19 protein-coding genes (1 of these 19 cut by a window edge) are annotated in these 24,230 nt (G+C 73.8%); 13 read left to right on the top strand and 6 right to left on the bottom strand.

Annotated features, from left to right (window positions below; all coding sequences use genetic code 11):
* Nucleotides 1-41: 41 nt before the first annotated feature.
* From HNR68_RS22745 to HNR68_RS22715, 7 genes are all read left to right on the top strand, one after another.
* Nucleotides 42-620: a hypothetical protein gene (locus HNR68_RS22745; protein WP_179723780.1), complete on the top strand. Its 579-nt coding sequence runs from the start codon at nt 42-44 to the stop codon at nt 618-620.
* 1 nt (nt 621) lies between these two features.
* On the top strand, nt 622-1,635 hold the full coding sequence (locus HNR68_RS22740; protein WP_179723779.1) for a C40 family peptidase: 1,014 nt from the start codon (nt 622-624) through the stop codon (nt 1,633-1,635).
* A gap of 114 nt (nt 1,636-1,749) precedes the next feature.
* Nucleotides 1,750-2,208 (top strand): hypothetical protein, encoded by a 459-nt coding sequence (locus HNR68_RS22735; protein ID WP_179723778.1) that lies wholly within the window; start codon nt 1,750-1,752, stop codon nt 2,206-2,208.
* A gap of 91 nt (nt 2,209-2,299) precedes the next feature.
* A complete protein-coding gene (locus HNR68_RS22730; RefSeq protein ID WP_179723777.1) occupies nt 2,300-2,488 on the top strand; it encodes a hypothetical protein in 189 nt (62 codons plus the stop codon).
* Nucleotides 2,489-2,493: 5 nt separating this feature from the next.
* The gene (locus HNR68_RS22725) at nt 2,494-3,927 is read left to right on the top strand and encodes an RNB domain-containing ribonuclease (protein WP_179723776.1); all 1,434 of its coding nucleotides are present in this window, start codon (nt 2,494-2,496) and stop codon (nt 3,925-3,927) included.
* Nucleotides 3,928-4,005: 78 nt separating this feature from the next.
* Nucleotides 4,006-4,671 (top strand): NADPH-dependent F420 reductase, encoded by a 666-nt coding sequence (npdG, locus tag HNR68_RS22720; protein WP_179723775.1) that lies wholly within the window; start codon nt 4,006-4,008, stop codon nt 4,669-4,671.
* A 75-nt stretch (nt 4,672-4,746) separates the two neighbouring features.
* Nucleotides 4,747-5,133: a DUF4326 domain-containing protein gene (locus tag HNR68_RS22715; RefSeq protein ID WP_179723774.1), complete on the top strand. Its 387-nt coding sequence runs from the start codon at nt 4,747-4,749 to the stop codon at nt 5,131-5,133.
* Between the two features lie 102 nt (nt 5,134-5,235).
* Here the strand turns inward: HNR68_RS22715 and HNR68_RS22710 are convergent, their stop codons facing one another.
* A complete protein-coding gene (locus HNR68_RS22710; protein WP_179723773.1) occupies nt 5,236-5,982 on the bottom strand; it encodes an SDR family NAD(P)-dependent oxidoreductase in 747 nt (248 codons plus the stop codon).
* 119 nt (nt 5,983-6,101) lie between these two features.
* On the opposite strand from HNR68_RS22710, the gene HNR68_RS22705 reads away from it, so the two are divergent.
* Together HNR68_RS22705 and HNR68_RS22700 are read left to right on the top strand one after the other, a co-directional pair.
* Complete coding sequence (locus tag HNR68_RS22705) at nt 6,102-7,079, top strand: glutathione S-transferase family protein (RefSeq protein ID WP_179723772.1); 978 nt, start codon at nt 6,102-6,104, stop codon at nt 7,077-7,079.
* A 54-nt stretch (nt 7,080-7,133) separates the two neighbouring features.
* Nucleotides 7,134-7,697, top strand: coding sequence for a trypsin-like peptidase domain-containing protein (locus HNR68_RS22700; RefSeq protein WP_179723771.1), 564 nt, complete (start codon nt 7,134-7,136; stop codon nt 7,695-7,697).
* A gap of 176 nt (nt 7,698-7,873) precedes the next feature.
* Here HNR68_RS22700 and panB read toward each other — a convergent pair whose 3' ends face one another.
* The 5 genes from panB to HNR68_RS22675 form a co-directional block, all read right to left on the bottom strand.
* Complete coding sequence (gene panB, locus HNR68_RS22695) at nt 7,874-8,728, bottom strand: 3-methyl-2-oxobutanoate hydroxymethyltransferase (RefSeq protein ID WP_179723770.1); 855 nt, start codon at nt 8,726-8,728, stop codon at nt 7,874-7,876.
* 157 nt (nt 8,729-8,885) lie between these two features.
* The gene (locus tag HNR68_RS22690; RefSeq protein ID WP_179723769.1) at nt 8,886-9,689 is read right to left on the bottom strand and encodes a transporter substrate-binding domain-containing protein; all 804 of its coding nucleotides are present in this window, start codon (nt 9,687-9,689) and stop codon (nt 8,886-8,888) included.
* Between the two features lie 338 nt (nt 9,690-10,027).
* Nucleotides 10,028-10,852 carry an SWIM zinc finger family protein gene (locus HNR68_RS22685; RefSeq protein ID WP_179723768.1) on the bottom strand — a complete coding sequence of 275 codons (825 nt, stop codon included), beginning with the start codon at nt 10,850-10,852 and terminating at the stop codon, nt 10,028-10,030.
* Nucleotides 10,845-13,835, bottom strand: a complete 2,991-nt coding sequence (locus HNR68_RS22680) for an SNF2-related protein (RefSeq protein ID WP_179723767.1) — start codon at nt 13,833-13,835, stop codon at nt 10,845-10,847. The genes HNR68_RS22685 and HNR68_RS22680 overlap by 8 nt, the downstream gene beginning before the upstream one ends.
* A gap of 218 nt (nt 13,836-14,053) precedes the next feature.
* Nucleotides 14,054-15,805 (bottom strand): NAD+ synthase, encoded by a 1,752-nt coding sequence (locus tag HNR68_RS22675; protein WP_179723766.1) that lies wholly within the window; start codon nt 15,803-15,805, stop codon nt 14,054-14,056.
* A gap of 83 nt (nt 15,806-15,888) precedes the next feature.
* Between HNR68_RS22675 and HNR68_RS22670 the strand changes: the two genes are divergently transcribed.
* The 4 genes from HNR68_RS22670 to HNR68_RS22655 form a co-directional block, all read left to right on the top strand.
* On the top strand, nt 15,889-17,472 hold the full coding sequence (locus HNR68_RS22670) for an alpha/beta fold hydrolase (RefSeq protein ID WP_179723765.1): 1,584 nt from the start codon (nt 15,889-15,891) through the stop codon (nt 17,470-17,472).
* Between the two features lie 129 nt (nt 17,473-17,601).
* Nucleotides 17,602-19,212 carry an SLC13 family permease gene (locus HNR68_RS22665; protein ID WP_179723764.1) on the top strand — a complete coding sequence of 537 codons (1,611 nt, stop codon included), beginning with the start codon at nt 17,602-17,604 and terminating at the stop codon, nt 19,210-19,212.
* A gap of 56 nt (nt 19,213-19,268) precedes the next feature.
* A complete protein-coding gene (gene glnA, locus HNR68_RS22660) occupies nt 19,269-20,612 on the top strand; it encodes a type I glutamate--ammonia ligase (protein ID WP_179723763.1) in 1,344 nt (447 codons plus the stop codon).
* A 133-nt stretch (nt 20,613-20,745) separates the two neighbouring features.
* Nucleotides 20,746-24,230, top strand: partial view of an FkbM family methyltransferase gene (locus HNR68_RS22655; RefSeq protein ID WP_179723762.1) — the 5' portion only. 181 nt of this gene lie beyond the right edge of the window; 3,485 of the gene's 3,666 nt are visible here — the first part of the coding sequence; the start codon lies at nt 20,746-20,748; its stop codon lies off the right edge, out of view.

Below are 24,230 nucleotides of genomic sequence, written 5' to 3'. Positions count from 1 at the left end.
TCGCGGCGTCGCGCCGAGGGCAGGCGGAAGGGAGGGGCCTGATGCCCATCCGGACGCACCGCGGACGCGCCGCGGTGTACCGCAGGTTGTGGGGCTGGCCGCTGCGGTCGCCCAAGCACCTGGCCGCGGCGGCGGTCGTGCTCGCCGGCGTGGCGACGCTGATCGGCTTCCTGCTGCCCGAACCACCGCCGCGCCAGGACCTGGCCGAGCCGGCCACCACGAGCGAGCCGCCCGCGCACTCCGCCGTCGTGCCGACCCGCACCCCGGCGCCGCCGACGATCTCGGTGCCCGCGGAGCCGCCGCCGCAGACCGCCCCCGACCCGGCCGGGCTGGCCGTCGTCGAGGAGTGGGGCAAGGCGTGGGTGGACCACCCCGTCGGCGTGGACCAGCAGCAGTGGCTGGCGAAGCTCCGTCCGGTCACCACCGACGAGTTCCTCACCGAGATGGCCTCGGTGGACCCGGCCAACGCGGGCAACGTGATCACCGGCGCGGCCACCGCGATCAGCGCGACCGAGGGCGCGATGGTGGTGCGCCTGCCCACCGACATCGGCGTGCTCCAGGTGACCGTGGTCCGCACCGAGGCCGGCTGGCGCGTGGCGCAGTACGACAAGGAGGGCTGACATGCGCAAGCTCGTGGTGGCGTTCGTCGTGCTCGCGGGTTTCGCAGGTCTGGTCGGCGTCGGCGCGGTGACCGCGCTGCTGTCCGGGGGCGGCGGGCGCGCGGGCTGGTCCGCCTGCAGCGCGGGCCTCGGGCCGTGGGGCGACGGCGCGGAGCGCGGCGCGCGCGACGCCGCGACGCTGTCCGACGAGTCCCTCGGCATCGTCAAGCGCATCATCGAGATCGGCCAGCAGCGCGGGCTGCCGCCGCGGGCCTGGCAGATCGCCATCCAGGCGGGCAAGACCGAGTCGAACCTGGCCAACGTCCGGCACGGTGACCGGGACTCGCTGGGCGTCTTCCAGATGCGGCCCTCCATGGGCTGGGGGAGCCCGCAGCAGATCACCGACGTCGACTACGCGATCAACAAGTTCTACGACGTGCTGCTCCAGGTGCCCGGCTGGGAGGAGATGCGTCCCGGCACCGCCGCGCAGAAGGTCGAGCGCTCGGCGTTCCCGCTGCGCTACCACCGGTGGGAGCCGATGGCCGCGCACCTGGTGAGCGTGGAGGGCGACGTCGCGGGCTTCAGCGGCTGCGAGGAGCTGCCGAGCGCGGGCGTGCTGGCCGAGCAGGCGATCCGGTTCGCGCAGGCGCAGCTGGGCAAGCCGTACGTGTGGGGCGCGGCCGGGCCGAACGCCTTCGACTGCTCCGGCCTGACCCAGCAGGCGTGGCGGGCCGCCGGGGTGGAGATCCCGAAGTACTCGCAGACGCAGTACTTCCAGGGCGGCATGCACGTGCCGCTGAACCAGGCGCAGCCCGGTGACCTCGTCTTCTGGGGGCACGGACGGGACCCGCACGGCATCCACCACGTGGCGCTGTACCTGGGGGACCAGAAGGTGCTGCACGCGCCGCAGCCGGGCGAAGCGGTCGAGGTCGAACAGCTGTGGGACGGCGGTGAGCTGCTGCCCACGGTGGTCCGCCCGGCCGCCGACACGCCGCCCCAGCAGGCCGCGACTCCTGCCGCCGGTGCCCAGGGTTAGGTAAGAATGGCGGCGGCCTGCTGACGTTGAGAGCGCGTGGGCCCCGAAGACCTCGGGGAGCGGGCCGGGCTGCCGCCCGCCCGCGTCCGCGCGACTGCTCGGAAAGGGTGCACGATGTTCACGCCAGACCCGATCCCGCGGCCGTCCGGTCCGCCCGCGTCGAGCACGCCGCTGGGCGACTACCTCTCCCAGCCGCGCCCGGGGGTGAGCGCCGGCTACGCGGTGCTGCCGCGGTCGTTGGCCGAGGCCATGCCGTTGCCGTGGCAGCAGCAGATGAGCCACCTGCTCGCCGAGTTCCACCAGGCGTTCGGGCACCTGGAGTGGCCGGTCTACCGGGTCGTGCCGTCCCGTCACGAGCGGTTGGTGGACCTCGACGACGACCAGCTGGCCGAGGTCGGGTGCACCGTGGAGGTCGGCGACGACGGCGAGCTGGAGTACCGGATGCGCGACGGGCGCCGGGTCGAGCACCCGGAGTCCCACCAGGTGCTGGTGTCGTGCCTGGACCCGATCCCGCGGCAGGGCCCGGACGGTCCGCACCCGACCCCGGCCGCGCCGCCCCCGCCGGCGTGGTGACCGCCGTCGAGGGCGGTGGGGCGTTCGGACATCCCGGTCGAGTCGGTGCCCGACGCGTGACAGGTGCGCGCTCTCGTGCGAGGCTCGAAGCATGCCCCGCGGACGGTGGTACTTCTGTCTGACGCACCGGCAGGTCGAGCCCAAGGCCGGCTGCCGGGCCGCTGAGCGCCTCGGGCCGTACCCGGACCAGGAGACCGCAGCCCGTGCGCTGGAGATAGCCCAGGAGCGCACGAAGGCGGCCGACGAGGCCGACCGGCGCTGGAAAGACGGCGAGGACTGAGCCTCGTGGCGGCGCCGGAGGGTCCACCGGGTGGCATCGGGGTCACCGCTGCCGCGCAGGACTTCTCGGCGATCCGCGACGAGCTGGGCTTGCCCGCGGACTACCCGTCGGCCGCCCTGGCCGAGGTCGAGCAGACCGTGGCGCAGCCCGTCCGCACCGGGCCCCGGGTGGACGCCACCGACCTGCCGCTGGTCACCGTCGACCCACCGGGTGCCAAGGACCTGGACCAGGCGGTGCTGGTCCGCCGGCGCCGCCGCGGCTACCGGATCCACTACGCCATCGCCGACGTGGCGGCGTTCGTGCCTCCCGGCGGGGCGCTCGACGGGGAGGCCCGGCGCCGCGGCCAGACCCTCTACCTCCCGGACGGCAACGTCCCGCTGCACCCGACGCGGTTGTCCGAGGACGCCGCGAGCCTGCTGCCGGGCCAGGTCCGCCCGGCCGTGCTGTGGACCATCGACCTGGACCCGGACGGGCTGCCGGAGCGCGTCGACCTCCGCCGCGCGCTGGTCCGGTCGGTGGCGCAGCTGGACTACGAGGGCGTGCAGCGGGCGCTCGAACTGGGCGTCCCGCACCCGTCCATCGCGCTGCTGCCCGACGTCGGCCGGCTGCGCCGCGAGCAGGCGGTGCGGCGCGGCGCGATCGAGCTCGGCCTGCCCGAGCAGCAGGTGGAGTCCGACGGGACGGGCGGCTGGCGCCTGGTGCTGCGGCCGCGGCTGGTGGTGGAGGAGTGGAACGCGGAGGTCTCGCTGCTCACCGGCATGTGCGCGGCGGAGATGATGCTGTCCGCGGGCATCGGGGTGCTGCGCACGGTGCCGGACCCGGAGCCGGAGACGGTCGCCGGTCTGCGCCGCTCGGCGGCCCGGCTCGGCGTGGAGTGGCCGGTCGACCTCCCGCCCGCGGTGGCGTTGGCGGGGCTGGACCCGGTCCGGCCGGAAGCGCTCGCGGTGCACGTCGCGGCGACCCGGCTGCTGCGCGGCGCCGGGTACACCGTCTTCGGCGACGGTGCCCCGGAGAAGGCCGAGCACGCCGGCATCGGCGCCTCGTACGCGCACGTCACGGCCCCGCTGCGGCGTCTGGTGGACCGCTACAGCACGGAGGTCTGCCTGGCGGTGGCGCGGGACCGGCAGGTGCCCGGGTGGGTGCTCGACTCGCTCGCGGAGCTGCCCTCGGCCATGGGCAGCTCCGACCGCGTCGCGGGCCAGGTCGAGCGGGCCTGCATCGCCCAGGCGCAGGCGTGGTCGCTGGTGTCCCGGGTGGGCGAGGAGTTCCCGGCCACCGTGCTGCGCGCGGCCAACGGCGTGGCCGGGGAGGTCTTCGTGGCCGCCCCGCCGGTCATCGCCCGGTGCACCGGGGACGGGCTCGGCGAGGGCCAGCAGGTGCGGGTGCGGTTGGTGGTGGCCGACCCGGGCCGCCGCGAGGTGGTCTTCGAAGTGGCTTGACGCACACCCCGTGGCGGATTCCGCCGCGGCGGTCGATCGTGGACCCAGAGGGGTCGACGACGACGGAAGGGGCCAGTGGTGGCGGACGTGCGGGAGATGACGATCGGGGTCCTGGGCGGGACCGGGGCGCAAGGCCGCGGGTTGGCGATCCGGTGGGCGCAGGCCGGTCTCCAGGTCGTCATCGGCTCGCGCAGCGCCGAACGCGCCCAGCAGGCGGCGAAGGAGATCGTCGAGGTGGCGGGTGGGGACGTCACCGGCCAGGACAACGCGGGCTGCGCGGCGGCCGCCGACATCGTGATCGCGGCGCTGCCGTGGGAGGGCCACGCGGAGACGCTCCAGGCGCTGGCCCCGCAGCTGGCCGGCAAGATCGTGGTGGACTGCGTGAACCCGCTGGGCTTCGACAAGAAGGGCCCGTTCGCGCTGCCGGTGCCGGAGGGCAGCGCGGCGCAGCAGGCCGAGCAGCTGCTGCCGGACTCGCGGGTCACCGCGGCGTTCCACCACGTCTCGGCGGTGACGCTGGCCGACCTGAGCGTCAGCCACGTGGACCTGGACGTCCTGGTGCTCGGCGACGACCGCGAGGCCACCGACGTGGTGCGCGCGCTGGCCGACACGATCCCCGGGGTGCGCGGTGTCTACGGCGGCCGCCTGCGCAACGCCCACCAGGTGGAGGCGTTCACCGCGAACCTCATCGCGATCAACCGCCGGTACAAGGCCCACGCGGGCCTGCGCATCACCGACGTCTGAGCTCGCACCCTCCGGGTGAGCCGGCGTTGTCGGGCGGGTGACGCGGCGGCACCCTGGGCTGCGGAGGTGGTGCCGGTGCTGCCGGACGAAGCGAGCTGCTGGAGCGACGACGAGCGGGAGCTGGCCGACGCCGTGCTCGACGGCCACACGGTCGTGGTCAACGTCCGCAAGGGCGGCCCGCACAAGCACCTGGTGCCGTGGTTGCAGGAGAAGGGCCTGCTGACCTACGTCGGGCACGCCGGGCCGCGGCACTCCTGGCCGGAGTCGGAGTTCGCCAGCCCGTTCCTCAAGGAGGCCAAGGTCGACCGCGAGGCGATGGTGCGGCACTACGAGCAGTGGCTCGACGAGCAGCCCGCGCTGCTGCGCAAGCTCCGCGAGGGCGAACTGTCCGGCCGGGCGCTGGGCTGCTGGTGCGCCCCGAAGCCCTGCCACGCCGACGTCCTCGCCAGGCGTGCGGGCTGAGCGAGGCGTTGCACTTGATCAGGTGAAGCGTGCCGGGCACCTCCCACCGACCGGGTTGGCGGGAGGTGCCCATCACTTCGAGAAGGTCACTCTTCGTCAGCGTCACATCTCGGCGCGGCGGCCGCCGTCGACGGTCCAGGCGGCTCCGGTGACGTAGGACGCCTTGGGCGAGAGCAGGAACGCCGCGACCGCCGCGAGCTCGGCCGGGTCGCCGGAGCGGCGCAGCGCGGCCGCCTGCTCGGCGGCCTCCTGCGCGCCCGGGTCGGCCGCCGCGATCTCGCGGGCCCGCTCGGTGTCGAAGCGGCCGGGCAGCAGGGCGTTGACCCGCACGCCCCGCGGACCCACCTCGTTCGCCAGGTCCTTGACGAAGCCCTGCGTGGCGGGGCGCGCGACGTTCGAGCTGGCCAGCCCGGTGAGCGGCTCCGCGCCCGAGGTCGAGGTCAGCACGACGACGGAGCCGCCGTCACCGAGCTCCGCGGCGACCTCGCGGGCGATGCGGACGGGCGCGATGGTCGCGATCTCCAGCCCGCGGCGCAGCGTCTCGTCGTCCAGCCCGCTCGGCATCCCGGCGGGCGGCCCGCCGTGGCTGACGAACAGCCCGTCGAGCCGCCCGAACTGCTCCCGCGCGAACGCGATCAGCCGGCGGGGCGTGGCGGGGTCGGTGAGGTCGGCGGCGAGCCCGCGGGCCCGCTCGCCGAGCTCGGCGACGGCAGCGGCGGTGTTGTCCTCCGAGGAGGACGAGACGACGACGTGCGCTCCCTCGTCGACCAGCGCGCGGGCGGTGGCGAAGCCGAGGCCTTTGCTGGCGCCGGTGACGATGAAGCAACGTCCGGAGAGCTCCAGGTCCATGCCGCGCACCCTAAGCCGCCGGATGCGCGGCGCGAACCCCCGCGTGGTCGCGGCGTCCACTCGGTGGGACGCGGCGGGATCCCGGACCGCGCGAGCGGTCCTGGGCCTAGGGTGGCGACATGGCTGAGGCGCAGTTCCAGGCGGAGACGTCGAGGCGGGGCGAGTGGGTGCGGCAGGCGAACCGGTTCACCGACCGGATCACCGCCGACGGGGCGTCGGGCTGGCCGGTGGAACCGGGGCGGTACCGGCTGGTGGTCAGCCTGGCCTGCCCGTGGGCCCACCGGTCGGTCATCGTGCGGCGGCTGCTGGGCCTGGAGGACGTGCTGTCGCTGGGCGTGGTGGACCCGGTCCGCGACGAGCGGGGCTGGCGGTTCACCCTCGACCCGGACGGCCGCGACCCGGTCACCGGGATCTCCTTCCTCTCCGAGGCGTACCTCGCCAGCGACCCGGAGTTCTCCGGCCGGTACACGGTCCCGGCGATCCTGGACGTCGCCGAGCGCAAGGTCGTCACCAACGACTACCCGCAGATCACCCTCGACCTGTCCACGGAGTGGGCCGCCCACCACCGCGAAGGTGCCCCGCAGCTGTACCCCGAGCACCTGCGCGCGGAGATCGACGAGATCAACGAGCTGGTGTACGCCGACGTCAACAACGGCGTCTACCGCTGCGGCTTCGCCACCTCGCAGCAGGCCTACGAGGAGGCCTTCGAGCGGCTCTTCGCCCGCCTGGACTGGCTGTCCGAGCGGTTGGCGAACCAGCGCTACCTCGTCGGCGACACGATCACCGAGGCCGACGTCCGGCTGTTCACCACGCTGGTCCGCTTCGACGCGGTCTACCACGGGCACTTCAAGTGCAACCGGCACAAGCTGACCGAGATGCCGGTGCTGTGGGCCTACGCGCGAGACCTCTACCAGACGCCGGGTTTCGGCGACACGGTCGACTTCGACCACATCAAGCGGCACTACTACGCCACGCACGACCAGATCAACCCGACGCGCATCGTCCCGGTCGGCCCGGACTCGTCCGGTTGGCGCACTCCGCACGGCCGAGAAGCCTTGGGCGGCAAGCCCTTCGGCGACGGCACGCCGCCTGCCTAGTGGTCGGCGCGTGATCCCGGTCGCTCCGGCGACCGGCTGCCGTACCGTCGGGCTGTGCTCGACCAAGGGGGCTCGACGGGGCTTGCGCGGTCGCACCTGCGGGTCTTCGACGACCGCGGACCGCTGGGGATGGGCGTCCTGCTCGGTGGCGAGTTCGTGGTGAGCTGCGCGCACGTCGTCGGCGAGCGCGACGAGGTGCGCGTGGTGTTCCCCTTCGGCGAGCCGGGCGAGCACCGCGCGAAGCCGACCGAGCCCGTCGGCTCCGTCGAGGACGGGTCGCGGGACGTCGCGCTGCTGCGGCTGGTCGAGCCGCTGCCCCCGTCCTGGTCCGCTCCGGACGTCGGCTTCGTCCCGTTCGCGGAACCGGGCGGGCCGTCGATCGTCTCCGGGGACTTGGCGGTGCTGCTCGAGGACTCCGTGCCCGCGCGGCAGTTCCTGGACTTCCGGGCGGCGCGGGGCAGCGAGTGTGGGTCGAGCAGCCGGGCAGCGGGGTCTGCTCGATCGACGACCTGGGCCCGGGGGCCTACGCCGCCCGCCCGGGCAGCGGGGTCGACGAGAGGATCGTCGACCAGATCCGCCGCGGGGACGGCACGCGGTGCTTCGACGCCTCCGACCTGATGCCCGCGACGATGCGCAACGCCTTCTACCGGGGTGTGCTGGCGTCCATCGCCGATCCCGGGCGGCTGGACGAGGTCCTGGACCAGCTCGAGGCGGTGCGCCGGACGACCGAGGAACCGTGGGCCCGGTTCGCCTGCGGCTGGGGGCGCGGGAGCCCGGCTCCCGCGCCCGCACCCTCAGCTGAAGGAGTGCTCCGCGGCGGGGAAGGACCGGCTGCGCACGTCCTCGGCGAAGCGGGTGGCCGCGTCGGCGAGCACACCGCCCACGTCGGCGTACCGCTTGACGAACCGCGCGGTGCGGCCGGTGTTCATGCCCGACATGTCCGTCCACACCAGCACCTGCGCGTCGCAGTCCGGGCCCGCGCCGATGCCGACCGTCGGGATGCGCAGCTCAGCGGTGACCCGCTTGGCCGCGTCCGCCGTCACCATCTCCAGCACCACGGCGAACGCGCCGGCCTCCTGCACCGCCCGCGCGTCGGCCAGCAGCTCCTCGGCCGCGTCCCCGCGGCCCTGCACCCGGTAGCCGCCGAGGCCGTGCTCGCTCTGCGGGGTGAAGCCGACGTGGCCCATCACCGGGATGCCGGCCGAGACCAGCGCCTCGATCTGCGGGGCGTAGCGCCGCCCGCCCTCGAGCTTGACCGCGTGCGCGCGGCCTTCCTTCATGAACCGCGTCGCGGTGGCCAGCGCCTGCTCCGGCGAGGCCTGGTAGGAGCCGAACGGCAGGTCGGCGACCACCAGCGCGTGCTCGGCGGAGCGGGTCACGGCGCGGACCAGCGGCAGCATCTCGTCCACGGTCACCGGCAGCGAGGACTCGTAGCCGTAGACGTTGTTGGCCGCCGAGTCGCCGACCAGCAGCACCGGGATCCCGGCCTGGTCGAAGATCCGCGCGGTGTACATGTCGTAGGAGGTGAGCATCGGCCAGGGTTCGCCGCGCTCCTTCATCTGCTGGAGGTGGTGGACGCGGACCCGCCGCCGGGTCGGGGTGGAGCCGTACGGGGCGGCTGTCTCGCCCTGGTTCTGGGCAGCACTCATCATGACCGTCCTGTTCCCTCGAGGCCTGCTCGGCAGGTCCCCGGGTCGTCGCGGATGGTTGCACCCAGCAGCGTCGCACGGTCCTGCAGGCTCCGCCGAGACCTCGCGGAGCAACGTCACACCCCGGCCCGCCGCCAGGACGAACCGCGCCGTCCGGTCAGCCGATCCAGGGCTCGGAGATGCGCGCGTAGGTGCCGTCGTGCATCGCGAGGTCGAGCCAGTGGTCGACGTACTGCTGGAACACCACGTCGCCCTGCGGCAGCAGGTAGGCCTTCTCGCTGGAGGTGAACGGCTGGTCCGGGTGCACCGAGCACAGCTCGGGGTGCTGCTTGGCCTGCCACCGGGTCTCGGTGGCGTCGGTCATCATCAGGTCGGCCCGGCCGTCGACGATCTCCTGGAAGATCGTGTTGTTGTCCGGGTGGTCGACGATGGTGGCCCGCTGGAGGTGCGACCGGGCGAACTCCTCGTTGGTGCCGCCGGGGTTCACCACGACCCGGACGCCGGGCTGGTCGATCTGCTCCAGCGTCTGGAACCGGGCGGCGTTCTCGCAGCGGGTGATCGGCGTCTTGCCGTCCACCACGTAGGCGTCGCTGAAGAACGCCTCCCGGGCGCGCTCCAGCGTCACCGACACCCCGCCGACGGCGATGTCGCACCGGGCGCGGAAGTCGTCGACCAGCGTCTTCCAGGTGGTGGGCACGAAGGTGGCCTCCACCCCGAGCCGGCCGGCCAGGTCGCGCGCCATGTCGACGTCGATGCCGCTCCACTCGCCGGCCTGGTCGCGGTAGGTGAAGGGCCGGTAGTCCCCGGTGCTGCACACCCGCAGTTCCCCGCGCTGCACGACCTCGTCCAGCCGGTTCGCGGCGGCCGGGGGTTCCGGGGCCTCCGGTGCCGAGGTGCACGACGCGCTCGCCGCGACGACCCCGGCCACGACCATCCCGATGCCGACCTGCTTCCACCGCATGACGCCCGCCTTTCCGATCTTCGCCGCACATGCATAACCCGTCGGCGCGCGAAAGGCCAGTGCGGAGCGGTTCCGGACGTGATCACCGGGGGGTGATCAAGATGGGAAAAACGGTGAAAAGGAGGATGCAACCGATCGCGCGCGGAAGCGTCTCAAGAGCAGGGAGCGCGTGGGACCGCAGGAAGGGGGTTGCTGGGGGTACCTCCCTCCTGCGGTCCGGTCGGCACTGCTCTGACCTGCGCCGATCGGACCGAGGAGCGGGTGGGTCGCCCTCCCGTGTGCGCACCGCGCGAGCGTCGTGCCGCACCGGTGAGGGCGCCGCCCCGCCGTGGCGCCGATCACAGGGGTCGTCGGGTCATCGCGCGGTAGGCGGGCCGCAGCAGCTCCACCACCGGTTCACCGTCGACCGCCACCGGCAGCGGGTCGAGCTCGTCGAGCAGCGCGTCCGGCGCCGTGGCGTCCGGGACCGCCGGCGGGGCCGGGGGCTCGGGTGCCGTCCAGAAGGTGTCCAGGTGCTCCGACAGCGGCGCGGCGTCCTCGGGGTCCGCCGGGGCCGGGCCGCTCGCCGTGCCGCGGAGCTCCCGCAAGCGGTCCAGCAGCTCGTCGCGGGACCGGCCGCGCCAGGCGAGGATCTGGAACGGGTCGGCGTCGAAGGTCTCCGCCAGCAGGTAGCAGGTCGCGGCCAGGTGCTTGCACGGGATCTCCCAGTCCGGGCACGAGCAGTCCATGGTCAGCTCGCGCATGGTCGTCGGGAACAGCTCCAGGCCCAGTCCGGCGAAGATCTGCTCGACGTCCTCCGGCATCTCCCCGGCCAGCAGCTTCGCCGCGTACAGCGCTTGCCCGGCCAGCGCTCGCTCGACCTGGTCCCACTGCTCCGCCGAGAGCGCCTTGACACCGATGCGCGCCCGGTACGGCTCCGGCCGGGAACCCTGCACCAGTCCCACGACCACGCTGGTCGACAGCGTCAGGTTCAGCACCTGGCCGGAGCGCGCATAGTTCTTGCCGCGCTGCAGCCGGCCGCCCATGCCGAACGACTCCAGCACCTCGATGAACCGGCGCGACCACCAGGTCTGCGCGATCTCGCCGCGCGTGCTGCGCGCCTTCAGCCCACCCTCGACGCGGATCGGCTTGCCGAAGCGGGAGAACCCGCGCTGCTCACTCACCGACGGCCTCCGCTTCCAGCGACACCAGTTCGCGCAGCTGGCTGGTGGACAGCTCGGTCAGCCAGTTCTCGCCGGACCCGACCACCAGCCGCGCCAGGGCCTTCTTGTCCGCCATCAACCGGTCGACCTTCTCCTCCAGGGTGCCGATGCAGGTCAGCTTGCGGACCTGCACGTCCCGGCGCTGCCCGATGCGGAACGCCCGGTCGGTGGCCTGGTCCTCGACCGCCGGGTTCCACCACCGGTCGAGGTGGATGACGTGGTTGGCGGCGGTGAGCGTCAACCCGGTCCCGCCGGCCTTGAGCGAGAGCAGGAAGACCGCCGGGCCGTCGGCCTCCTGGAACCGGCGGACCAGCTCGTCGCGCTCCCGCTTCGGCGTCCCGCCGTGCAGCAGCAGCACCTCGGTGTCGAACCGGGCCGCCAGGTGCGGCACGAGCATCCCGGCGAAGCCCGCGAACTGCGTGAAGCACAGCGCCTTGTCGCCCTCGGCCAGCACCGACTCGAGGATCTCCTCCAGCCGCGCCACCTTGCCGGACCGGCCGGGCAGCGGGGAGCCGTCGCCGAGCAGCTGCGCCGGGTGGTTGCACACCTGCTTGAGCTTCGACATGGTCGCCAGCACCAGGCCGCGCCGCTCCACGCCCTCGCTGTCGTCGATGCGCGCCAGCATGTCGTCCACCACCGCCTGGTACAGCGAGGCCTGCTCGGCGGTGAGGTTGCACAGCTGCTTCATCTCGACCTTGTCCGGCAGGTCGTCGATGATCGCCGGATCGGTCTTCACCCGCCGCAGCACGAAGGGGCCGGTGACGCGGCGCAGCCGCCCGGCCGCCTCGGTGTCGCCGTCGCGCTCGATCGGCACCGCGAACCGCGCCCGGAACGTGCTCAGCGGACCGAGCATCCCGGGGTTGGCGAAGTCCAGGATGGACCACAGCTCGGCCAGCCGGTTCTCCACCGGCGTGCCGGTCAGCGCGATCCGCTGCCGCGCGGACAGCCCGCGCACCGCCTGGGCCTGCCGGGAGCGGCTGTTCTTGACGTTCTGCGCCTCGTCGAGCACCACCCGGTCCCAGCGGACCTCGCGCAGCGCGTCCGCGTCCCGCGCGGCCAGCGGGTAGGTGGTGATCACCAGGTCGTACCGGCCGACCTCCTCCCGCAGGGCCTCGCCGGTGAGCCGGTCGGAGCCGTGGTGGACGTGCACCGCCAGCGACGGGGCGAACCGGGCCGCCTCCCGCTGCCAGTTGCCCACCACCGACATCGGGCACACCAGCAGCGTCGGTCCGCGCGGACCGCGCTCGCGCGCCAGCACCTCCAGCGCCAGCAGTTGCACGGTCTTGCCCAGGCCCATGTCGTCGGCGAGGCAGGCGCCCAGCCCGAGCCGGTCCAGGAACGCCAGCCAGGCCAGGCCGCGCTGCTGGTAGGGCCGCAACGTCGCGGTGAACCCCGCGGGCGGCTCCACCGGTTCCAGGCGCTGTTCGAGCTGGCCGGACAGCAGGTCGCCGACCCAGCCCCGCGCGTCGACCTCCACCACCGGCATCGGCCGCTGCTCGTCCTCGGCGGGCAGTCCGGCCTGCAGCAGCACGTCGCCGGCGGTCATCTGCCCGCTGCCGGAGCGCTCCAGGAACGCCAGCCCGGCCGCGAGCCGCTCGCGGTCGAGCCGCACCCACCGGCCGCGCAGCCGCACCAGCGGGACCTTCGCGGCGGCCAGCTCCTCCAGCTCCGCCTCGGTCAGCTGCTCGGTGCCCAGCGCCAGGTCCCAGCGGTAGTCGACCAGGTCGGCCAGGCCGACGCCGGACTCCTTGGTCACCGCGCCCGTGGTCCCGGTGCTGGTCGCGGTCAGCTTCAGCCCGAGCTGCTCGGGGCGTCCCCACCAGGACGGCAGCAGCACGCCGAACCCCGCCTGGTCCAGCAGTGCCGCGTGCGTGAGGAACTCGTGGGCGCCGTCGACGTCGAGCAGCAGCTCGCTCGGGTGCGGCACGCGCAGCGCCGCGTCCAGCGCGGGGACGATCCGGCTGGCCGCGCCGAGGTCGGCCAGCAGCAGCTCCTCCGGCTCGTCGACCCAGCGCTGCAGGACACCGCCGTGCGCGCGCCACACCTCGCTGGCCGGCACCAGCACGCTCGGGTCGTCCGCGGCCTGCAGCAGGAACTCCAGGCACCAGTCCTCGTCGTCGTCCTCGGGTGCGTGCAACCGGAAGCAGGTGCGCACCGGCTTGTCCTGGCCGCCGCTGGCCCGCCAGGCGTCCAGCTCCCGCGCGAGCCCGCGGAGCCGTCCCGCCGCGCCGTCGACCCGCGGGTCCCCGGTCAGCGCCCTCAGCCACGCCGCCGCCGCGGTCCGGCCGTGGGCCGGCTCCAGGTCCGCGACCCGGCCGCGCACGAGGCCGTCGACCAGCGCCTCCACCGCGGTGCGCAGCACCTCGGCCGGTGCGTCGCCGCGTGCGCAGCGGAACGCCGGGGGCATCGCGTCGCGCAGTGCCACGAAGTGCGCCGAGTCGGTGCTGGAGAGCACCGGTCGCCACCGCGCGGTCGGCTCCCCGTCGGCGTCGACCAGCGCGGGCAGCACCCGCCCGCGCGACACCAGCTGCTCGGCCCACTCGGTGAGGCCGCGCAGGAAGCGCGCCGACGCCCCGAACCGGCAGCCGGGCCCGCCCTCGTCGAGCAGCTCGGCCACCTCGGCCGGGTGGCAGGACACGGCGGGGACCACCCACTCGCGCAGCCGGAGCTTCCCGCGCGGCGTGGGACCGGCGGTCAGCGGGTCCCGGACCAGTTCCGGGGACGGGACCGGTGCGGAGGCGTAGGACGGCAGCTGGACGTGGGTGGCGACGACCTCGGACCGCTCCGCGCCCAGGCCGTCGCGCAGCGCCTCACCGGCGACGGCGAAGGGGTGCGCCAGCGGACCGCGCGGCGCGCGCCCGGGGACCCGTGCCGGGAGCTCGGAGTCCTCCGCCCACAGCACCAGACGCCCGTCCCCGGTGCACAACGCGTGCACGGCCCACACCCGACGTCCCTCCTTCGATCGACCCCGCGCCGACGGGCGCGATCCCGGTGGGGATCAGCCGCCCCACTCCCCTCGAGGTCCCGGTCCACCCGGCACACCGTCGGCGTGTCCGGCGGCGTCGTGCCGACGGTCCGCGACCACAACGGGGACCAGGGCCCGACTCCCACTGGAGTCGCGGCGGCACCGCGCACACCGGGCGCCGGGGCGGGGCCGCGGGGTCACGGCGCGACTTCGCGCCAGCGGTTGGTCAGCGGCAGCCGCCGGTCCCGGCCGAACGCCTTGAACGTGATCTTCGTCCCCGGCGGGTACTGCCGCCGCTTGTACTCGGCGCGGTCCACCATCTGCAGCACCCGCTCCACCAGCTCGGCGTCGAAGCCGTCGGAGATCAGGTCCGCGTAGCCCTTGTCGCCCTCCACGTAGCCGTCCAGCACCACGTCGAGCACGTCGTACTCGGGCAGCGAGTCCTGGTCCACCTGGCCCGGCCGCAGCTCCGCCGACGGCGGCTTGGTGATCGAGTTCTCCGGGATCGGCGGCACCTCGCCGCGCTTCTCGGCGTCCGCGTTGCGCCACTTCGCCAGCTTCCACACCAGCGTCTTCGGCACGTCCTTGATCGGCGCGAAGGCGCCCACCGCGTCGCCGTAGATGGTCGAGTAGCCCACCGCCAGCTCGGTCTTGTTCCCGGTCGCCAGCACCAGGTGCCCGCGCTGGTTGGACAGCGCCATGAGCAGCACGCCGCGGGCGCGGGCCTGCACGTTCTCCTCGGCCAGCCCGGTCAGGCCCAGCTGCCGCACGTACACGTCGACCATGTCGGCGATCGGCTGGACCTCGAAGTGGCAGCCGAGGCGCTTCGCCAGCTCGGCGGCGTCGGACCGCGAGTGCTCCGAGGAGTAGTGCGACGGCATCGAGACCCCGTGCACCGCGTCCGCGCCGAGCGCGTCGACCGCCAGCGCCGCGACGACGGCCGAGTCGATGCCACCGGAGAACCCGAAGGTCACCGAGCGGAAGCCGTTCTTGTGCACGTAGTCCCGCAGCCCGGTGACCAGCGCGCCCCACACCTCGGCCTCGTCGTCCAGCGGCTCGGCCGGGGGAGCGGGCGGCAGCGGCTCGTACGGCGGCAGCGGGTCGGGCTGCACGACGATCCGCTGCACGTCGAAGGCGGGCAGCCGCATCGGGCCGGGCTCGCTGTCGCTGGACACCGTCGTCGAGGTGTACCCGCCGGCGGTCAGGTCGAGGTCCTGCAGCACCAGGTGCTCGGAGAACTGCGGCGCGCGCGTGAGGATCTCGCCGTCCGCCGCGGCGATCATCGAGTCGCCGTCGAAGACCAGCTCGTCCTGCGCACCGACCAGGTTCACGTAGGCCAGCGGGGCACCGGCCTCCGCGGCCCGCCGCACGACCAGCGGGGTGCGCAGGTCGTCCTTGGCCCGCTCGTACGGCGAGCCGTTGAGGCACACCACCAGGTCGACGCCGACCTCGCCCAGCGCGGCCACCGGCCCGCCGTTCTGCCAGATGTCCTCGCAGATCACCACGCCGACGTCGAGCCCGTGGAACCGCACGATCGGCAGGTCGAAACCGGGCGCGAAGTAGCGGGCCTCGTCGAACACGCCGTAGTTCGGCAGGTGGTGCTTGTGGTAGGTCGCCACGACCTCGCCGCCGTGGAGCAGCGACGCCGAGTTGCGCGGCCCCTGGTCGTCGCGGCCGAGGTGCCCGACGACCACCAGCGCGTCACCGCACCCCTCGTCCAGCAACCGGCGGGCCAGCCGCTCGACCTCGGCGAGGTTGGCCGCGGCGAAGGACCGGCGCAGCGCGAGGTCCTCGACCGGGTAACCGGACAGCACCATCTCGGGGAAGGCGACCAGGTGGGCGCCCTCCTGCACCGCGCGGCGGGTCCACTCCACGACCATGGAGCTGTTCCCGGCGACGTCACCGACGCATGCGTTGACCTGGGCGAGTGCGATGCGCAACTGGGGCATGCGCCCATCTTCCCGCACCCGACCGGGCGGTGTCCTCCCGCCCAGGACGAGTCACACCCGCCGACGCATGTCACCATCCTGTGGTGAACCGCCTACTGACCGTGCTTTCCGCGTTCGCAGTGCTGGGTGCCGCCGCGTGCAGCGCGCCGGAGCAGGGGCCTCCGCCGCTGCAGCCGCACACCGAGCAGAAGGGCCCCGTCGGACCCGTCCCACCGGGCTTGGAGCGGTACTACGGGCAACCGCTGGACTGGGGGCCGTGCGCGCCGTACGCCCAGACCGAGAGCGACCGGGCGTCCTTCGCCGACCCCGGCCTCGAGTGCGCGCGCCTGGAGGTCCCGCTGGACTACGCGGACCCGCAGGGCGAGGTGATCACGCTCGGCGTGCTCCGCAGCCCGGCCGCCGACCCGGCGCAGAAGATCGGGTCACTGCAGCTCAACCCCGGCGGCCCGGGGGCGTCCGGGATGAGCACCGTGGCGAGCCTGGCCGGGTCGCTGCGGAACTCCGAGCTGGGCGCGCGGTTCGACATCATCGGCTTCGACCCGCGCGGCGTCGGCGCCTCCGAGCCGCCGGTGCGCTGCCTGACCGACCAGGAGCGCGACGCCCGGCGGCTGGACTCCGACGCGGACACCTCGCCGCGCGGGGTCGCCGAGACCGAGCAGGAGGAGCGCGACTACGCGCGCAAGTGCGCCGAGCGCACCAACCCCGAGCTGCTGGCCAACGTCGGCACCCGGGAGGTCGCCAAGGACATGGACGTGCTCCGCTCGGCGCTCGGCGACGAGAAGCTCACCTTCCTCGGCTACTCCTACGGCACCCGGATCGGTGCGGAGTACGCCGAGCAGTTCTCCGGCAACGTGCGGGCCATGGTGCTCGACGGCGCGATCGAGCCGGGCCAGTCCGCCGTCGACCAGCTGGTCGCGCAGGGCGCGGGCTTCCAGCGCGCCTTCGACGACTTCGCGGCCTGGTGCGCGGCCCGCCAGCAGTGCTCGCTCGGCCACGACCCGAAGGCCGCGGTGGCGCAGTTCCAGCAGATCACCCGCCCGCTGGTGGAGCACCCGGCGCGCGCCGGGGACGGCCGCCAGCTGTCCTACACGGACGCCACCATGGGGGCCATCCAGGCGCTGTACGCGCCGAGCCTCTGGGAGCAGCTGGACAGCGGGCTCGCCGAGCTGCGCCAGGGCAGCGGACGGACCCTGCTGGCGCTCGCGGACAGCTACTTCAACCGCGACCAGAACGGGCGCTACGCCAACACCAACGACGCGTTCGACGCCGTGCACTGCGTGGACGACCAGCGCGTCATGGACCCGGAGCAGCGCCGGGAGGCCGACCGCCGCTACCGCGAGGCGGCGCCGTTCCTCGACGACGGCAACCCGCCGAGCGCGGCGCGCGACATGTGCGCGTTCTGGCCGGTCCCGGTCACCGGCGACCCGACCGAACCGAACGTCGACCACCTGCCGCCGGTGCTGGTGATCTCGACGACGGGCGACCCGGCGACGCCCTACGAGGCGGGTGTCAAGCTGGCCGAGGCCCTGCACGCGCACCTGCTGACCTACGAGGGCACCCAGCACACGGTGTTCCTCCAGGGCGTCACCTGCGTCGACGACGTGGGCACGAGGTACCTGGTCGACCTGGCCCTGCCCGCGGACGGGGCCCGCTGCGCGGCGAAGTGACCTCGCGCCGGGGACGTGCCCGCTCGGGCGCCTCCCCGGCCGTTTCGCACCGAGTGGCGCCGCAGTCGAGCACCGGGGCAGCCGAGCGGCCGGTGGTGAACTGCGTCACAGTGCGCCTATGGTTCGAGGATGGACAGAGCGGACGGTGGGCGCGAGAGCGACGAGCAGAGCGTGACGTCGGTGCTGCTGTCCGGCAGCACCTACCGGGGACTGGGCGAGCAGGTCCTCTCCCCAGCGGAGGAGCGGTTCGAGCGGATCCGCCGCACCACCGGGTTGTTCCTGGCCCCGGCGCTGACCGTCCTCGTCCTGCTGCTGCCCACCCAGCTCGAAACGGCCCAGCACCGGCTCGCCGCGGTGCTCCTCGGCGTCATCGTGCTGTGGGTCTGCGAGCCGGTGCCGATCCCGGTCGGCGGGCTCCTCGGCGTCGGCGCGGTGGTGGTCCTCGGCGTGATGCCGCCCGACGACGTGCTGGCCCCGTTCGGGTCCTCCACCGTGTTCACCTTCATCGGGGCGTTCATCCTCGCCCAGGCGATGCTGCGCCACGGCCTGGCCAGGCGCTTCGCCTTCACGATCCTGTCCCTGCCGGGCGTGGGCCGCAGCGCCGCGCGGGTGATCATCGCCTTCGGCGTGGTCACCTGCCTGCTGTCCTCGGTGGTGTCCAACACCGCGACCGTGGCGATGCTGCTGCCCACCGCCGTCGGCATCCTGGCGGTCATCGCCGAGCTGGTCCGCGCGGAGCTGCCCGAGGGCGCCCCGTTCGACCCGCTGCGGCTGCGCGTCGGCGTGGCGCTGATGCTCATGCTCGCCTACGGCGCCAGCGTCGGCGGCCTGCTCACCCCGATCGGCTCGCCGCCCAACCTCATCGGCCGCGGGCTGATCGAGGAGGCCACCGGCCAGCGCGTCTCGTTCCTGCAGTGGATGGCCATGGCCGCCCCGGTCTGCGTGCTCATGTTCCTCGTGCTGGCCGGGGTCATGCTGCTGCTCAACCGGCCGGAGATCAACCGGCTGACCGGCGTCGAGGAGTACGTCGCCGGCGAGCGCGCCAAGCTCGGCACGTTCTCGCGGGCCGAGAAGAACACGCTCATCGCCTTCACCACCACCGTCGTGCTGTGGGTGACGCCGGGCGTGGTGGCGCTGGTGGTCGGCAACGACTCGACTGCCTACGACCTGGTCAGCGACCGGCTGGACGAGGGCATCGTGGCGGTGCTCGGGGCGTCGCTGCTGTTCCTGCTGCCCACCGACTGGTCCAAGCGGCGCTTCACGCTCACCTGGACCGAGGCCAGCCGCATCGACTGGGGCACCGTGGTGCTGTTCGGCACCGGCATCATCTTCGGCTCGCTGCTCGCCGACACCGAGCTCGCCCAGACCATCGGCCAGGGCGCGGCCAACGCGCTGGGCTTCTCCAGCGTCATCGCGATCACCGTCTTCGCCATCGCGCTGGCGGTGCTCATCTCCGAGACCACCTCGAACACCGCCTCCGCGGCCGTGGTGGTGCCCATCGTGATCCCGATCGCCGTCGCGGCCGGCGTCAACCCGTTCGTGCCCGCCCTGGCCGCCACCTTCGCGGCCTCGTTCGGGTTCATGCTGCCGGTGTCCACCCCGCAGAACGCGGTGGTCTACGGCTCGGGCGCGGTGCCGATCACCAAGATGATCCGCTCCGGCGCGGTGTTCGACGTCGCCGGCGCGGTGCTGATCGCGCTCGTGCTGCCCCCGATGATCGCGCTCGTCGGGTTCGGGTGACCCGACGTTCATGGACCAGTTACGCGATCCGGGCGGGGAGAACTTAGGCTGCGTGCATGAACCGCCAGCAGGAGTTCGTGCTCCGCACCTTGGAGGAACGTGACATCCGCTTCGTGCGGCTGTGGTTCACCGACGTCCTCGGCATGCTCAAGTCGGTGGCGATCTCGCCGGCCGAGCTGGAAGGCGCCTTCGCCGAGGGCATCGGGTTCGACGGCTCGGCCATCGAGGGCTTCGCCCGGGTCTACGAGTCGGACATGGTCGCCAAGCCGGACCCCGCCACCTTCCAGGTGCTGCCCTGGGAGACCCCCGACGGCGAGCACTACTCGGCCCGGATGTTCTGCGACATCCACATGCCCGACGGTTCCCCGTGCTGGTCGGACCCGCGCCACGTGCTGCGCCGGACCCTCGCCCGCGCCACCGAATCGGGCTTCACCTGCTACGTCCACCCGGAGATCGAGTTCTTCCTGCTCAAGAACCTGCCGGACGACGGCTCCGAGCCGGTGGCGGCCGACTCCGGCGGCTACTTCGACCAGTCCAGCCACGACACCGCCCCGCACTTCCGGCGCAACGCCATCGAGACGCTGGAGGCCATGGGCATCTCGGTGGAGTTCAGCCACCACGAGGGCGCGCCCGGCCAGCAGGAGATCGACCTGCGCTACGCGGACGCGCTGACCATGGCCGACAACGTGATGACCTTCCGCTACGTGGTCAAGGAGGTCGCGCTCACCCAGGGCGTGCGCGCCTCCTTCATGCCGAAGCCGTTCAGCGAGCAGCCCGGCTCCGGCATGCACACCCACTTCAGCCTCTTCGAGGGCGACCAGAACGCCTTCTACCACCCGGAGAACCCCTACGAGCTCTCCGACATCGGCCGCGCGTTCGTGGCCGGCATCCTGCACCACGCCCGCGAGATCAGCGCCGTGACCAACCAGTGGGTCAACTCCTACAAGCGGCTGGTCGTCGGCGGCGAGGCCCCGACGGCGGTGTGCTGGGGCCACGCGAACCGCTCGGCCCTGGTCCGGGTGCCGATGTACTCGCCCGGCAAGGCCTCCTCCCGCCGGGTCGAGGTGCGCAGCCTGGACTCGGCCTGCAACCCGTACCTGGCCTACTCGGTGATCCTCGCCGCGGGCCTGCGCGGGGTCGACAAGGGCTACGAGCTGCCCCCGGCCACCGAGGACGACGTGTGGAGCCTGACCGAGCGGGAGCGCAGGGCCGCCGGCTACGCCAACCTGCCGCAGAACCTCAACGAGGCGCTGAGCGAGATGGAGTCCTCGGAGCTGGTCGCCGAGACCCTCGGCGAGCACGTCTTCGACTTCTTCCTGCGCAACAAGCGGGACGAGTGGAACGCCTACCGCAGCCGCGTCACGCCCTACGAGCTGCGCACGCTCCTGCCGATGCTCTGACACCGCCGCTGCCTGCCGGGACGCCCCGGTGGGCAGCGGTCTGCGGCGTGGAGCGCACGGGGTGCTCCCGGTGCGTCGTTGGCGGGTGGGGTTGGGCTTCGTCGTGGTGCTCCGGTAGCGATAGGTTGCGGCCGTGACTGAATCGCAGGCGAAGCACGAGTCGGTCAGCGCCGAGACCCCCGAGGCGGAGTCCTCCCTGCAGTCCGGTGTCCTGGAGCAGTCGGCGGAGCTGTTCGAGCCGGAGTGGCCGACGGAGTCGCCGGACGAACCGGTGGTGGGCACGCTGCTCGGGTGCACCGTGGCCTGCCCGGACCAGCTCCCGGCCGCCCGGGTCCTGCGGGACACCTTCCGCCGCCACCACCCGGACGCGCGGTTCGCGCTGCTGGTGGTGGACCAGCCGGGGCGGGCGGTGGAGCCGGACGCGCTCTCGGTCGCCGACATCGGCATCGACCTGCAGGAGTTCGCCCGGCTGGCCGCCGGGTGCACCGCCGAGCAGCTGCGCAACGTGCTGCGCCCGCTCTTCCTGCAGCACCTGCTGAAGACCGAGCACACCACGGTGTACTTCGAACCGACGGTGCAGGTCTTCGGCCGCTTCGACGACCTGCTCGCCGGCCTGGGCCCGGAACGCCCGGTCGCGCTGGTGCCGCGCGTGCTGCGCCCGCTGGCCGTGGACGGCCTGCGCCCGAGCCCGGCGGACCTGGCCGAGTCGGGCACCTTCGACCCGAGCGTCTTCGCGGTCCGCCCCGGCGCCGAGCAGCTGCTCGAGACCTGGGCGGAGCAGCTGCGCAGCGACCCGACGATGACCACCCCGGTGCTCGACGACGCGCCCGCGCTGGTCGACCACGAGGTCATCCGCGACCCCGGCGTGGGGCTGTCGGTGTGGAACGCGGCCCAGCGCGAGCTCGCCGTCACCAGCGACGGTCGGTACACGGTCGACGGTGTCGCGCTGCGCAGCGTGCACTTCGACGGCTTCCAGCCGCAGCGGCCGTGGCTGCTGTCCACGACCTACGCCGACCGGCCGCGCGTCCTGCTGTCCGAGCACCAGACGCTCGCCGGGCTGTGCGCGAACTACCGGAACGCGCTGGTGGAGGCCGGGTACACCCGCGAGGAGCCGTACCCGTTCGCCGCGCTGCCCGACGGCGCGGTGATCCCGGAGGCCCTGCGCCGCGAGTACCTCGCCGCGTGGCTGGACGGCACCGCTCCGCCGAGCCCGTTCGAGCCGGACGCGCTGCCGGAGTTCCAGGAGTGGGCCTGCGCCCCGGCCGACGACCAGCAGCGCGCCGCGGGCGGTTCCCGCTGGACCGCGGCGGTGTGGGCGGACGACCCGGTGCTGCGCCGCGACTACCCGGACCCGTTCGGCGCCGACGCCGAGGCGTTCCACGAGTGGTGCGTCGGCGTCGGGGTGGCCAGCGGCCGCGTCCCGGCCGAGGCGGTGCACCGCCGGGTCGACCACCAGGCGGCCCTGGTGGACCAGCTCGGGGTCGCGGTGCTGGGGGACGGCCCGCTCGCCGACCTGGTGCGGGAGGCGGTCCGCGCGTCGGGCCTGCCGTCCGCGGACACCGCCTACTACCCGGTCGTCCTGCGCTGCGCCCCCGGCCTGGCGGTGCCGGCCGGCCGGTACGTGATCGACGTGCGCGCGGGCTCGGCCGGCTCCGACGACGCCGCCGAGACCTGGGTGCTCTCCGAGAGCAGCCGGGCGGCGGCCCGGCGCGCCGGAGCGACGACGCGGGTGATCACGCTGCCCGCCCCCGAGCGGGAACCGGTGGACCTGCCGACGCGCAAGGGCGCCCGCGCCCGGCTCGGGCTCTCCGACGAGTTCGTCGTCGCGACCTGCGCCGACCACTCCGCGGAGCGCGCGGACAACGCGCTGGGCGTGGTCAGCGCCTTCCGCGTCGCGTTCCCGGAGCGCGACGACGTCCGCCTGCTGGTCGACGTGACCGGCGCGGAGGAGTTCCCGGAAGCGGCCGAGCGGCTCCGCCTGGCCACCGCGGCCGACCCGCGCGTCCAGCTCATCGAGCACGAGCCCGACCTCGACGCCCTGGTGTCGGCGTCCGACTGCTTCGTCTCGCTGCACCGCGGCGGCGCGACCGACGCCCACGTCGTGCGGCTGCTCGAGGTCGCCGCGCGCGGTGTCCCGGTGATCGCCGCCGACCACGGCGCCGTGGCCGAGGTCTTCGGCGCCGACGGAGCCCGCCTCGTGCTCTGCCAGGGCCCGGGGGAACCCGACGTCGACGCCGCGGCGGAGCTGCTGCGCCAGGCGGCAGACGACGTCTCGGCGACAGCCGCGTTCGGCGCCGCGGCGCGGGAGCACCTGCTCGCCACGCACACCGCGACCCGCGCCGGTGCGCGGCTGCGCGAGCGGGTCGAGCACGCCTACCGCACCTGGCGGACGAAGTGGTCGACCGGTGGCCACGGCCAGTACGACGACCCGCTGCGTCCCCTCCTGGTGGCCCGCCACGCGCTGCACCGCGCCCCGGACACCGGGGTGGGCGGCCGCAACGCGATGGCCCCGGCCCTGCGCAAGGCGGTGCTCAAGGCGCTCAGCCACTACGACGAGCACATCCGCGACGTCCTGCGCTCGCTGGTCGACGGTGTCGAGCAGACCGCGTCCGAGCTGCTGCGCCGCCAGTACGAGGCGGACGGCGACGGCGACGCCGAGCAGGTGCGCGCCGAGCTCGTCCAGCTCGCCCAGCGCCAGGAGCAGCTCAGCGCCCAGCTCGTGGGCACCGAGGACGGCGTGGTCCGGGCCCGCGCCGACCTGGCGGAGCAGCACCGCCGCCTCCGCGAGCTGGAGGGTCGCGACGTCGACCGCCGGGTGGACGCCCTCGCGGAGCGCCTGGACAGCCTGACCAGCGCGGTCGAGCGCATGCTCGACCGGATGGACGCGCTGGAGCAGCGCCGTGCCACCGACCCGGACGTCGAGGCCGCCGTGCGCGCGGCCTCCACCGACGCGGTGAACGCCCTGCAGCGGACCGACGTGCTGCAGCGGATCTTGCTGCGCGAGCACGAGCGCAACACCGGGGCCGGGGACGGCACCACGACACCGGTGCTCTGCGACGCGGGCCTGCTCCGCCTGCCGGCCGACGACAGCTTCATGCTCCCGTGGCTGTCGTCGAACCCCACCTGGGACGCCGACACCTCCGCACTGATCGACTCCCTGCTGGAGCCGGACGGGATCTTCCTCGACATCGGGGCCTACGTCGGCTACCAGGCGGTGCGGGTGCTCAGCCGTCTCGGCAACAGCGGGGCGGTCGTCGCGGTGGAGCCGTGCCCGCGCAGCGCCGAGCTGCTGGAGCACAACGTCGGGGTGAACGTCCCCGCCGCCTGGGCGCACCGCCTGGTCCTGCTGCGCGGCGCGGCGTGGGACAGCCCGTGCGACATGACCTCGGAGGCCTCCCCGACGGGCGGTGTGTCGGTGGCGCCGGCGGCCGACGGCGAGGAAGCGTCCGTGCGCGGCATCCGCCTGGACAAGGAGCTGGAGGGCCACGCGGCCCTGCAGGACCTGAAGCTGTCCGTGGTGCACGTCGACGTCGGCGCGCAGGTGCACCGGGTCCTCGGGGGTCTCGTCCGGCTGCTCCGTCGCGACCGTCCTTCGATCGTGTGCTCTTTCACACCGGC

This window comes from Saccharopolyspora hordei, from assembly GCF_013410345.1.
GTDB classification, from domain to species: Bacteria; Actinomycetota; Actinomycetes; order Mycobacteriales; family Pseudonocardiaceae; genus Saccharopolyspora; species Saccharopolyspora hordei.
This window is presented reverse-complemented; position numbering and strand designations above follow the sequence as displayed.